We start from the raw sequence: 12,793 nt of genomic DNA on the forward strand, positions 1-12,793 counted from the left end.
GCAGCTGTCTTGATTGCGCGAGGAGAATTGTGGACCACCCAGCTACACCGCAAGACCACCAAGAGGTGACTTTCGAGTTGGAACTCGAGGAGCCCGGGATCCTGCGCCTGACGTGGCCGCGTGGTGCCCGGATACAAGAACCGGATGCGCAGAGGGCCATGGACAAAGTCAACGAACTCTGCGGAACGGACCGGCACCCCATGATTGTTGATATGGCCACCACGGACGATGTCACCAGGGGAGCCCGGTCAGTCTTTGCCAAACCCTGTCAGGCTTCCCGGATCGCCCTTTGGGGCTCGTCCCCGGTGGATAGGGTCATTGCCAATTTCTTCCTGGGGATCATGAAGCCGCCATGCCCTACCAAGTTCTTTACCTCCGAAACAGAAGCGCTGGAGTGGTTGGTGGAGGTGTAGCGCCCCATATATTTGGAGGATGTTCTCCGCGCTCAAAAAGTACCTGCTGATACCCCGGCTCATCAGGCTTTCCTCGGCCGCCCCCAAAGATCCCTTGACGGCCTGGGATCAGTACTGGGGCAACGTGCGTTCAACCGGTGCCTCCGGCGATGTCTTGTGGGATTCGGGAAGCGCTCATGAACTCAATGGCTACCTTCCCCGTCTGTCGCAACTGGACCCCACCATCCCCATAGTGGATGTTGGGTGCGGGAACGGCAGTTTCACCCGGCTCCTGGCCCAACATTTCCCGCTCGCCCTGGGGCTCGATTACTCCTCCCACGCAGTGGACCGCGCCCGGAAGGAGGCCTCGGGGATAGCGACCGCGGCATTCGCAGTGTGCGACATGACGGCACCTGACGCTGCGCAGATGGTGGAAAGGGCTCTCGGGGCTGCGGGATGGACCGGGAATGCGAACGTGTTTATCCGCGGCGTCCTGCACGTTTTGGACCGCAGCGGCCAGGCCGCTTTGGCCGCGAACTTGCTGCCCGTCGTCGGGACCCGTGGTGGCGTTTTCCTGGCCGAGACCAACTTCCCGGGCACTCCCGTGGACTACGTCAGCCACCTCGGAGCCACACGGAAATCCATTCCGGCGCCGCTCGAGGGAGCAATCCGGGGACTGCCCATGCCCGGCCGGTTCGGTGCCGCGCAACGGGCCAAGGCTTTCCCGACGGCGGACTGGAATCTCGTGGAGGAGGGGTCAGCGAGCATTGAGACGCGCCCGTTGAGCAATCCGACGTCCCCGGATCTCATCCCGGGCTACTACGCACTGCTCCGTGCCCGATAACCCACCTGAGCCCGCCCGTTCACCCATCTAAGTAGCAGATCAGGCCGTTCTCAGCCCTGAGAACGGCCTGATCTGCTACTTAGATGGGTGCGCTTGCCTACTTGAGGCCGGCGCCAGGGAGCAGTTCCGTGGCACCGAGGGAATCAGCGATGAACGCGTAATCCCAGGCCCGCTCGCGCCACTGCACGTACCGGCCGGATGCACCGCCATGGCCGCCATCCATTTCGATCTTCATGACGATCGGCTCGGAACCTGTGGACGCGGAGCGCAGCGCCTGGACCCATTTGGCCGGCTCAACATAAAGCACTCTGGTGTCATTGAACGACGTCACTGCAGCGATCTTGGGGTAGGGCGCAGCTTTCACATTCTCGTACGGAGTGTACGACTTCATGTAGGCGTAGGCCTCCGGGTCGGTGATGGGGTTGCCCCACTCTTCCCATTCCAAGGCGGACAGCGGAAGTTCGGGATCCAGGATGGTGGTCAGAGCATCCACGAACGGCACCTCGGCCACCACGGCAGCGTACTTTTCCGGGGCCATGTTTGCCACCGCGCCCATGAGCAGGCCACCAGCGGATCCACCCATGGCAGCTATCCGTGAAGGATCCACCCATCCGGACCCTGCCAGCCAATCCGTGGCTGCAATGAAGTCCGTGAAAGTGTTCTTCTTGGTGAACTTCTTGCCGTCCTCGTACCAAGTGCGTCCAAGTTCACCGCCGCCGCGGATGTGGGCGATCACCATGACGATCCCGCGGTCCAGGAGGGACAAACGGGCCACGCCGAAGCCCGGATCCATGCTCATTTCGTAGGAACCGTAACCGTAAACCAGTCCGGCGCCAGTGCCGTCCTGCGGGACCGAAGCGTGACGCAGCACGGACAACGGCACCTTTGTGCCGTCGTCGGCCGTTGCCCATTCGCGGGTGGCGACGTAATCCGTTGCCGAGTAGCCGCCCAAAACCGGGCTTTCCTTGCGAAGCAGCAACTCGCCCCGGGGCTGGTCTGATGTTGGCAGGACGAAGTCGTAGACGCGTGAAGGCGTAAAGTACGAGGTGTAACCCACGCGGATCACCGGGGCTTCATAATCAGAGCCGGAGACGCCTGCAGTGTAGAGCTCCTCATCGAAGGCCGGCTCCACGGGCACCCCTTGAGCGGCTGTGCCCAAACCTTTCAGCGGGAGTACCTGCACGCGCTCAATGGTGTCCTTGCGGACGGACAACACCAGATGCGTGGACGTTACGCCCGCGCCGTTGACGCGAACATCCCGGGAATGCTCGACGACGGTGCGCCAGTCCTGCTCGGCGAGCGGCTTGGTGAGCTCGGCCGGGTCCACCAGGCTCACCATCGAGTTGATGGCGTCCTTGTTGTGGGTGAGGAGCAGCGTTTCCTTGCCCTCGAGGAGGAAGGGCTCGGCCTCGTAGAGGACGTGATGGTCGCGGGAAATCACGGTGCTGAGTCCGGCGTCGTAGGCGTCGAACCGGAGCAGCCGCGTTTCACTGAACTCGGAGCAGCCGATGCTCAGCACAAGGTGGCGGCGGTCGGACGAGAGGTCGAAGCCGAGCCACATGGCGACGTCGTCCTCCTGATAGATCACTTCATCCTCAGCCACAGGTGTGCCCAGAAGGTGGGATTTCACCTGATAGGGCCGCCATGAATCGTCCACCACCGTGTAGAAAAGCCTGCTGCCGTCAGGGGAGAAAGCCACTCCGTAGAAGATGTCCTCAATGACGTCCGGGAGCAGCTCCCCGGTTCGCAGATCCTTGATCCGCAACGTGAAGCGTTCGTCTCCGGAGTTGTCCACCGCGTAGGCGTAAAGGTTGCCGTCGACGGTCACGGCGGCACCGCCGACGCTGAAGAACGGCTGGCCCTCTGCCTCGATATTGCCGTCCAGTAGTACCTCCTCGCCGGGAAGCGCGACGCCTGCGTCAACTGCCGGGGGAGTCCAGTCCGCCACCGGATCGCCGGTGTTGTTGGCCAGGACGCGGCACTGGATGCTGTACTCCTTGCCCTCCACCGAACGGCTGTAGTACCACCAGCCATCCTTGCGGCTGGGTACGGAGAGATCCGTTTCCTGGGTCCGGCCCTTGATCTCCTGGAACATGGCCTCGCGCAGTGGCTCCTGATGCGCCGTGATGGCCTCCTGGTAGGCATTCTCGGCCTTGAGATGCTCAACAACCTCGGAGGATTCCTTGTCCCTGAGCCACTCATAGTTGTCCACGAAGACATCGCCGTGGTGTTCGCGGCGGGAGGGGATCTGCTTGGCGACAGGAGGCTGGAGAGTAGGTTCCTTGGCAGCGGCAGGCGCGGAAGAAGTGTGGCTCATGTGGCCACTCTATAGACGGGCTCTGACACAGAACCAGCAATTTCGCTCAGAGCGCCGGGACCGCAAGCAAGGTGTGAGCGTGGTCCATCATTTGGACACACCTCCCGGACCGGCGTCATGACTTGCGTGGTGGTTCCACTCCATAGAGTGCGAGCACGATTTTCGCCCCCGTTCCCGGATATTGGAGATTCAGATGGTTCCTCTTCACGCGCATAGTGTTCAGACCCTCAGGAGGGGTCGACTCAAGGTAAAACGACACCCCGTCTCTTTGCGTCGCTCCCCTGTAGACCTCGAAGTCATCATCCCTGCCTACAACGAGGCAGGGAGGATCTCCAGCACACTGACGCAAACGGTGGATTTCCTGGCCGTCCAGCCATGGTCTTCGCGCATTGTGGTGGTGGACAACGGCAGTGTGGATGACACCGCTGCGGTTGTGCGCCGCATATCCCGGGAAGCCCGGGAAAGCGGAGATGCAGTGCCGATCTCGCTGGTGGGATGTTCCCGTCGCGGGAAAGGGGCGGCGGTCCGCCGCGGCCTCCTGAGCGGCACGTCCAGATACACGGGATTCTTCGACGCCGACCTAGCCACGCCGCTGGAAACGCTCACTGAAACCATGGCTCATCTCGCAGACGGGGCGGCGGCGGTCATCGCCTCCCGCCATGCGCCGGGTTCAACCTTTGTTGTGCCCCAGCATCTTGGGCGCAGGATGGGTGGTACGGCCTTCCGGGTTCTGACCAGGTCCAAGGTCAAGGGCATCCAAGACACCCAATGCGGCTTCAAGTTCTTTGAGCGGGACGCGCTCACCGCTGCCATGGTGCAGTGCCGCAGCACCGGGTTCGCGTTCGATGTGGAGCTGCTCCTTCGGCTTCAGGACAACGGCGCCAGCATTGTGGAACTGCCCGTGGCATGGACCGATGGCGCCGAGTCCACGTTCCGTCCCTTCCAGGACGGGGTGGCCAGTTTCGCCTCGGTCATTCAGCTTCAGAAGGCGGCGTCATGACCGACGCCTTAACTGACCTGAATTCCCCCAGCAGGCTCGCTGGAAAACACGTACTGGTTCTCAACTGGCGCGACGTCAGGCACTCCCAAGCTGGCGGCGCTGAGCAGTACATGCATGAAATTTCACGCAGATGGGTGAACAGCGGAGTCCGCGTCACATGGTTTACAGGCCGCGACGCCGGTCAGGCGGCCGAGGAGATTATTGACGGCATTCGCATACTGCGCGGTGGCGGAGCACTCTCCATCTATGGCCATGCAGCGCTCCGGCTCCTACGCACCAACGGTCGCTTCGATGCTGTGGTGGATTGCCAAAACGGAATCCCGTTCTTCTCGCCGTTGTTCCTGCGAGGGGATATCCCCATCGTCCAACTGGTCCACCACGTTCACCAAGATCAGTTCCGTACCCGGTTCTCCCCGCCCATGGCCGCAGTGGGCCGCTTCCTCGAAAGCAGCGGTGCCAAGACCGTCTATGGGCACCGTGCCATGGTGGCGGTCTCGCCTTCCACACGTATGGAACTGCGGGAGCTGGGATTCTCGGCCCCCATCCATGTGGTGCCGAACGGCACCATCGACATTCCGCCGGATGTTGCCACCCGGGCCGCAGAGCCCACCATCGCCGTGGTGAGCCGCCTGGTGCCCCACAAACGATTGGACCTGCTGCTGGGACAGTTTGCTGTGGCGGCGCGGAAGTTACCGCATCTGCGCATGGACATCGTCGGTGACGGGCCTGAACGGGCACGGCTGCAGCAACTGGCAATGGACCTTGGCCTGGACCACGCCGTCACTTTCCACGGATATCAGCCCAACCAAGAACGCGATGCTCTGTTGAGCCGCGCCTGGATGACAGCTTCCACATCGGCTTCAGAAGGCTGGGGTTGCTCGGTGATTGAAGCAGCAGCCTGGGGAGTTCCATGTTTGGCTTTGCGGGTCCCGGGTATCAGGGATTCCGTGGTGGACGGCCGCACCGGATGGCTGGTGGACAACCCCACGGACTTGGGCAACGCCATGGTTGATGCCATCACCGAGTTGGCTGCGCCGGAGGCCGCCATCATTGTCTCCGGCGAGTGCCGTGAATGGGCCCGCTGCTTTAACTGGGACCGCAGCACCAGGCTGCTCACCGGTGTGCTGTTGGAAGAAACCCTGATGCGCAGGGACGGGGGTGACCCCCGAGCCTGTCATTCGGATCTATCCACTGTGGTTCAGTTCGATTTATCTGCCCAGTTCGACGTGCCCGGTGACGTCGGATCCCGTGACGCCGCGTTCACGGCCGCTCTGAAGCCAACGGATGAATATGCAGTGGTAGATGACCGCGTGTCCATCATCATGAAGGGCCGCGATGAGTTCGAGGCCTTTGCAGCGATGAAAATGATCGGAGTGTCTTCCCCGGAAGTTCACTCGGCAGGCCGCAGCACCTTACTTGCCGGGCCCGGAAGCGTCTTCGCGCCGGCGGATGCCTTCGATGGTCTGCAACGGTAGCTGATCGGTGGTTATATCCGAACAAGCAATGACCATACGAACAAGCCTGAGGCCCAGAGCCGATGGCAGGAAAGGGGCGCCGGATCAAGACGCAAAAATAGCCCAAAACAGCGGCTTCCTGGCTGTGTCGGCCGGGCTGGTGGGGGTGGTGAGCTATGTGTGCTCCCTGCTCATGGCCAACCTGCTGGGCACAGCGGATTACACACAATTTGCGGCCGCCGCCATGATCCTGGGCGTGGTGGGAATCGTGGCCAACGCACTGGTCCCACTTCCTCTCTCACATATTGTGGCTGTCCACAGGAAAGGGTCCGAAGAGCGGCAGGACGGCATGGCCTTCTCGGTCTTCGTCTCCTGCCTGGCGGGGTTTGCGGCCGCCACGATCACCGGCAGCGTGACGCTGGCCATCGCGACGCCGGACCTGGCCGCAGCCGTAGCTCTCGCCGCCTTTGTCATTTTCGTTGTGAATGCGCCCGCTGGATGGCTCCAGGGTGAGCTGCGTTTCACCTGGTACGCCATGTCCACCATCGGCGAGGTTGTGCTCCGGTTGATCTTCAGCCTGCTGGTCATTGCGATGGCCTGGAATGCAGGCGGAGCCATCCTCGGTTTTGTGGTGGGGTGCCTGGCGCCGCTAGTGGTGCCGTGGCAGTTCTATCGGGATCTCCGCTGGCGTCCCCATGTTTTGCTGCAGAGGTGGCGTTGGGCCGAAACCACTGACATCGCGTCGGTTTTGTGTGTGGTGTCCGTGCTGGTGGGCCTTGACGTCATGGTGGTTGGCTTCCTGGATAGCGGCTCTGTGGACGCCGCGGGATTCCAGGCGCTCGCAACAATCGCCAAGGGTCCCGTCTATGTGGCAGCGGGTACGGCCTTGGTGGCTTTTCCGCTCCTGCGAACCCCGGGCGCGAAAGTTGGGGAGGTGCTGGGTGCTTCCTTTGCTTCTTTCGGGCAGCTGGTGGTGGTGGCCTTCGCTATTATCGCTACCGCCCCGCCCCTGATGTCCGGGCTCATAATTCCGCAGAAATACCACGGCTCCCTTGGCCTTCTGCCATGGCTGGCGGCTTCCGGCCTGGGCTATGCAGTCCTGATGGTACTCACCACTGTCCTCCTTGCTGTACGCGCCTACCGCCGCTGCCAAATCGGGCTCGCCTGTGCGTGCCTCTTGGTGATTGGCGGGCTGTGGATCGGCTGGCAACTGAACGCCGTCACAGGAATGGCCGTGGGCTCGGCTGTTGGCGCTGTCACTGCCTGTGCAGTCCTGACCGTCCTGGCGCGCCCGGCCCTCGAGGCTGCCCGCCCCGGACGGGGCGCCGGCGCGTTCCTCGTCCTGGCAATCGTCCTGATGGTGGTCCTCGCAGTCGCCGCGCAGTTGCAGCCCCTGCTCTGGTTTGCTATTGCCGCCATCAGCGGCATCACCGTGCTTGCCCACCAGCGCGGAATGTTGCCGCACAGGAACGACTTCAAAATGGTCCGACGGCGGCAGGTTGGCAGACGCAGTAAAGCTACAGGCCGCCGACAGCGAAGGGCAGCCCATCTACGTTGACATGAGCTGTCCCGCTGATCTTGATGTGGCGGCCGCCGAGCCGCAGAGTGCCCTCCGGAGAGCACTCGTGGAAACCGTAAGAAGAAAGACAGTAATGAGAGTTTTGCATTTGGGTTTTGAAGATCCCCGCATGCCCGGGGCAGGCGGCGGATCTGTGAGGACGCACGAAATCAACCGCCGCTTGGCGGCAACAGGCTTTGACATCACGGTGCTGACGACGCGTTACCCGGGGTGGCAGGAACGCGTGGAGGACGGCGTCCACTACGTTCCGATCGGTTGGGGGCAGGGCGGCAATCGTCTGACACGGTTGTTGGCCTACATTGCACGGCTGCCGTTCGAGGTACGTCGTCGCGGGTCGGCAGATTTGGTGGTGGAAGATTTTTTCGCCCCGTTTTCCACCATGGCCGCACCACTCTGGACCAATCGCCCCACTATTGGAGTGGTGCAATGGCTACATGCCCGGGACAAGGCACGGCAATACAAATTACCCCTCCATTGGTTGGAACGCTGGGGCGTCCGGAAACATCGCAGGCTCATTTCTGTTTCCCAAGGGATCAGCGATCGTTTGATGGAGCTGAACCCGGCTCTTCATGTGGACGTGATCGGGAACGGTGTGGATCCGGGCATATGGGAAACCGAACCCCATGCCGGAAAAGATGTTCTCTTTGTAGGGCGTCTGGAGTACGGGCACAAGGGCTTGGACCTGCTGTTGGGAGCATGGGCTGAATGTTGCAACCGGGTAGACGGCAATTTGTTGATCGCCGGTACGGGCCAGGACGAAGACAGGCTGCGCGCGACCATCCAGGGCGCGGGCCTTTCCGGGCGTGTCAAAATGCTCGGATGGCTTTCGGGGGAGCAGAAACATAAGGCTATCGCCGACGCCCGCCTTTTGGTGGTGCCCTCGCGGCATGAGACGTTCGGTTTGGTAGCCATTGACGCAATGGCAGCGGGCACTCCTGTCATCGCCTTTGATATTCCCTGCCTTCGGGAGATAGTCCCTGAGGGAACAGGATGGCTCGTGGAGGCCTTCGACGTCCAGGCGCTGGCAGTCGAAATAGCCCTTCGTTACGCGCAAGAGGGTCTGGGCGATGTTGCTGAGCATGGACGGAAGTTCGCTGCCCTTTACAACTGGGATGTGCTCGCAGGCATGCAGGCAGAGGCTTACAACACGGCACTCGCAGAACTGGAGAACCCCAAGACCGGGCGGCAGAGGGCCGCCCTCCCTGAAAGGGCTTGAAATGCAACCCCCATCAAGAGTTGAAAAGTCCATGGCGGGCGACGCGCCATGGTTGTTCCTGTCGCCCCATCTCGACGATGCAGTTCTGTCCTGCGGTGCGCTTATTGAAGCACAGGCACAAGGCCGTGAAATCATCGTGGCCACGCTTTTTACTGAAGCGACGCCGGGTGCCTCTACACCGGCTGCTGCCACGCGTGCCGCCCGTTCATTCATGCGTCAATGCACCATTCCTGACGCGGGTGAGCTCTTCGCCGCCAGGCGCGCGGAGGACCGTGCCGTGCTTCATGAGATGGGTGTTCAATCTATCCATTTGGGTGAAGTGGACGCGCTGTTCCGGCGCCGACGAAAGCCCGCGATGCTGGGCAGCAGCGCGTGGGACAGGCTTCTTCCGGAGCTCACGCACCGCTACCCCACCTATCGGTTGGACATCGCCATGGGGCGGATCTCCAGGGGTGACCAAGGGCTGATCCGTCAGCTCCGGAGTGCCGTTGCCCAACTGATGGCTCACACCAAAGCGGAACTCCTCTTTTGCCCGGCGGGAGTGGGCAAACATGTGGACCACCTCATCGCCCGGGAGGTAGGCAAGAGCCATCTTGGAAACCTGGTGATGTACTCGGACTTTCCCTACGACCTCGTGGTGGGGCCGGATGAACAGCACATGTCCAAGATCGGATTTGTTCCCTGGACGTGGAACTCCGGAATAGAGGGGAAAACCCGGCGCATCAGGCAGTACGCTTCCCAAGCTGATGCCCTGTTTCCCGGGGGTGAGATTCCTCTGAAGCCGGAAACCTTCTTTATCCCCGGAAACCTATGAATCGGCACGCTTTGACGCTTGAAATAAGGGGCAGTATGAAATCGCTTGAGGCATCTGCATCGGAAGTTCGGGGGCGGAGGTCTGCACGCGCCCGGCGGAAGCCGCTGCGGAATCACGGGTGGGTTGTCCTTGGAGTCGGGCTGCTGGCTTTGGTGTTCCGGGTGTTCGGTGTTCAACGGGCCAACGACGTCTTTATTGACGAAGTAACTTATGCGGACATTGCACGGCAAATAGCGGACGGACAAATGCCGTCGATTTTGGGCACTCCGTTTTTCCTTCATCCTCCTGGCTCGTATGCCCTGAATGGCTTGGTTATCCGCGTGCTGGGCCTTGGGGGACATTCCACGGATCTGGCGTTGCAGCTGCGCTGGGTTAATGGTGTCCTCGGGGCAGTTACGGTAGTTATTTGCTTCCTGTTGGTTCGTCGACTGGCTGGTCTTGGACCTGCGGTGTGGGCCGGAGTCATGTTGGCGAGCGATCCATTTGTCCTCCGCATGGATGGGCGCCTGATGATGGAAACGCCGGCCGGACTGGCTGTACTGTCCGGGTGGCTCCTGGTCCTGTTGGTGCTTGAACGCAACGGGCGCAGGTCACGCCTGTGGCTGGAGATTGGCGCAGGATTGGTCTTCGGCCTGGCTATTGTCATAAAGGATATGACCGCCGTTTTCACCGTTGTCCCGCTGCTGACGGCCGTGGTCTGGCGGAGAACAATTCCCCCGAAAATGGCGCTGCGCATCCTTGTTTGCTCCTTGGTGCCATACCTCATCTATTTGGGCCTGATTGTTGCCAGCGGCCTGCTCCCGGAGTTTCTCGGTCAAAAATCGGTGGGCGTCCTACGGATGGTTGGCGCGGTGCAGATGACCGGCTTCAACTCAGTTCACAGCGTGAGCCTCACTGACCGGCTCATTGATTTGGCAGGCCGGTTTGGGACCAGCTACGTCCTCCTCGGGTTTTCCATCGTGGCCGGAGCCATAGTCGCCATGTCTCCGGTGGTGAAACGGAGGGTCGTTGGTTTGTTCTCGGTGTTTACCGGATTAGTTGGTATCTATTCCGTCTTTTTCGGGGCGGCCGAGGAACAGTTTGGGTACTGCGTGGTTCTGGCCGCGCTGGCTTCAACGCCGGTAGCCGCTGTCATGCTGGTGAACTGGCGGCCGCGCCTTCGCGGGGCGGTGGTCACGGTGGCTGCAATCATGGCTATCCTCAGTCTGTTCCTAGGCAGTCAGGCAAGATCAGTGGTGGATGATGGCCTCGTCCGTGCACGGGATTTTATGGTGGCCGAACTGCCCTCTTCCTCGAAGGTGGGGTTGACCTCCGTCACCGGTGAGTTTGCGCTAATGCCCCATGAAGGGTGGGAAGTTCTCCCGTCGCTGCAGTCCCTCAGGGACGGGGGCGCCGAGTACGTCCTGACGCAGGGCAGGCCGTTGAGTGAGGGCTATGGCTTCGCTTCCCCTGAGTTCCTGGTCTGGCTGCAGGAAAATGCGCGGCCGGTCTTCACGTTCACTGGACCAACGTCAGGGGACACCGTTGTGTGGAAGCTGGACCGTGAAAAGTTGGAAGCCGCGGTTACTGGCGGGCTGATACTGCCCCCTGTGACGGGTGGCTACAAGTGAGACGCACGGCGACGTCCATTGTGGTTTCCGTCGCGTTGGCGGCCATTGCCTCTGGATGCAGCGCGCCGGCCGCACTCACCCCCGAAACCATGTCTTTCGGCGTTTTGGGGGGCTCATGTACGGCTGAAAGCCTGGCAGCACTGCATGATGCCGGCGTCTCAGTGGTGGAACTACCCTTGGCTTGGGACAGGTACCAGCCCCAACCGGACCAGGTGGACCGGCGCTATGTTGCCGATGTCCGGGCACAATTGAAACGGTGCCGAGAGGCCGGCATGCAGGTGGTTCTCTCCCTAGGCGTACACTACCCGCCCGATTGGGTGCGGGGTCTGCCCGGAGGTGCGCTGCGGGGAAGTAAGGGGGGCATCCCCGCCAACTCCGGAGCGGAACTGGTGTTCAGCGCCGACGTGCGAGATGCGGCACAAAAGTACTTGGCCCGGGTGGCATCGGATCTGGGGTACCAGGGCGTAGGAGCGATACGGATAGGGACCAACGCCGTGGGGGAGCTGGGGTATCCCGGACCCGAAGACGGTGGAAACGAGCGTGAGTTCTGGGCATTTGGCGACGCCCCTCAGTTAGGCATCGGTTTGGCAGAGGGAATGGCACCTTCTCCCATGCCGGGGTGGGTTCCAGGCTCTGCTTCTTGGGGCGGGCGGCCCGTGACGGACGTACAGGTCCAGCAATGGTGGGCTTGGTATGCGGGGTCTGTTGTGGACGCAACCATCTGGCAGATTCAAGAGCTACGAAAGCTCGGGTATTCGGGGCGTGTGCATGTTCCGGTAGCGGGCCGGGGCGTCCTTCCAACAGATAAAGCAAGGGCTATAAAGGGCCGCCTGGACGGTCGATCAAACCCGGACGGCGCCCAGGAACGTGGTTTGGACTACTCCACCCAGTTCGCTCTGCTTGCAACATTGGCCGGCGTGGACGTGGACTTCACAGGGCTCGACGACGTGTCAGCGGTGAGGGCAGCAGCTGCGGTACCGAGGCAGGACCATTGCCTCGCTGCTGACGAGGAGAGCGTGCTGCAGAGAGACGTCTCATTGTGGTCTTCTCACAGGTACATCAGCGCCTTGGCGCGGCGTGCCGGACTGGGATTGGTGGGTGAGAACCCCGGGCCGCCCGATTCACCTTTCACGGGCGGCTCACCGCTGTCAGATAGCCTGGCCGAACAGTTGCGGGCCGCTCCGAGATACGCCGCGGAGTGTGGAATGACCATGTTCATGTTCGGCTTTGAAGAGAATCTCTTTGAGGAGGAGAACCCCGTGGGCAAAGGCGTCACGCTTGAGGACTATAAAGAGGTGATCCAACAGCTGCAGCTTTCTGCTCAGCGGTGAGGTTCCTTAAGAAGAGGTTTTCGGTTCACGCCACGTCCGCCGAGGTCATCACACTTACTCAATGAACGCTTTTTCACATGCAAGCTGAAATACAGAGGAGACTGCCTACAGTGGCTACTTATAACAGGGCTTCTAAGTTCCTTTCGTCTTCCGCGGATGGAGCGAGTGGTGCATTCACTGCGTCGTCAGGTGAGGGACCTAACGGTGGTGTCAGGAAACTCCGGAGGGCTCGCAGG

10 protein-coding genes are annotated in these 12,793 nt (G+C 61.5%); 9 read left to right on the top strand and 1 reads right to left on the bottom strand.

Annotated features, from left to right (window positions below; all coding sequences use genetic code 11):
• Window positions 1–29 precede the first annotated feature (29 nt).
• Together AR689_RS16750 and AR689_RS16755 are read left to right on the top strand one after the other, a co-directional pair.
• Window positions 30–413, top strand: coding sequence for a DUF7793 family protein (locus AR689_RS16750; RefSeq protein WP_062071935.1), 384 nt, complete (start codon window positions 30–32; stop codon window positions 411–413).
• 19 nt (window positions 414–432) lie between these two features.
• Window positions 433–1,236, top strand: coding sequence for a class I SAM-dependent methyltransferase (locus tag AR689_RS16755; RefSeq protein ID WP_062071937.1), 804 nt, complete (start codon window positions 433–435; stop codon window positions 1,234–1,236).
• Between the two features lie 97 nt (window positions 1,237–1,333).
• Here the strand turns inward: AR689_RS16755 and AR689_RS16760 are convergent, their stop codons facing one another.
• Complete coding sequence (locus AR689_RS16760) at window positions 1,334–3,553, bottom strand: S9 family peptidase (protein ID WP_062071939.1); 2,220 nt, start codon at window positions 3,551–3,553, stop codon at window positions 1,334–1,336.
• A 268-nt stretch (window positions 3,554–3,821) separates the two neighbouring features.
• Between AR689_RS16760 and AR689_RS16765 the strand changes: the two genes are divergently transcribed.
• The 7 genes from AR689_RS16765 to AR689_RS16795 all read left to right on the top strand — a co-directional run bounded on the left by AR689_RS16765 (window position 3,822) and on the right by AR689_RS16795 (window position 12,557).
• Window positions 3,822–4,553: a glycosyltransferase gene (locus AR689_RS16765; protein WP_062071941.1), complete on the top strand. Its 732-nt coding sequence runs from the start codon at window positions 3,822–3,824 to the stop codon at window positions 4,551–4,553.
• Window positions 4,550–6,028, top strand: coding sequence for a glycosyltransferase family 4 protein (locus tag AR689_RS16770; RefSeq protein WP_062071943.1), 1,479 nt, complete (start codon window positions 4,550–4,552; stop codon window positions 6,026–6,028). The genes AR689_RS16765 and AR689_RS16770 overlap by 4 nt, the downstream gene beginning before the upstream one ends.
• A gap of 28 nt (window positions 6,029–6,056) precedes the next feature.
• Window positions 6,057–7,565: a lipopolysaccharide biosynthesis protein gene (locus AR689_RS16775; RefSeq protein ID WP_156424624.1), complete on the top strand. Its 1,509-nt coding sequence runs from the start codon at window positions 6,057–6,059 to the stop codon at window positions 7,563–7,565.
• 94 nt (window positions 7,566–7,659) lie between these two features.
• Window positions 7,660–8,802: a glycosyltransferase family 4 protein gene (locus AR689_RS16780; RefSeq protein WP_062071947.1), complete on the top strand. Its 1,143-nt coding sequence runs from the start codon at window positions 7,660–7,662 to the stop codon at window positions 8,800–8,802.
• A gap of 1 nt (window position 8,803) precedes the next feature.
• The gene (locus AR689_RS16785; protein ID WP_231745560.1) at window positions 8,804–9,616 is read left to right on the top strand and encodes a PIG-L deacetylase family protein; all 813 of its coding nucleotides are present in this window, start codon (window positions 8,804–8,806) and stop codon (window positions 9,614–9,616) included.
• Window positions 9,617–9,651: 35 nt separating this feature from the next.
• On the top strand, window positions 9,652–11,226 hold the full coding sequence (locus tag AR689_RS16790) for an ArnT family glycosyltransferase (RefSeq protein ID WP_082698010.1): 1,575 nt from the start codon (window positions 9,652–9,654) through the stop codon (window positions 11,224–11,226).
• Window positions 11,223–12,557 (top strand): beta-galactosidase, encoded by a 1,335-nt coding sequence (locus AR689_RS16795; RefSeq protein WP_156424625.1) that lies wholly within the window; start codon window positions 11,223–11,225, stop codon window positions 12,555–12,557. Before AR689_RS16790 ends, AR689_RS16795 begins: the two co-directional genes overlap by 4 nt.
• Window positions 12,558–12,793 lie beyond the last annotated feature (236 nt).

The sequence above is a fragment of the Arthrobacter sp. EpRS71 genome, assembly GCF_001512285.1.
Lineage (GTDB): Bacteria > Actinomycetota > Actinomycetes > Actinomycetales > Micrococcaceae > Arthrobacter.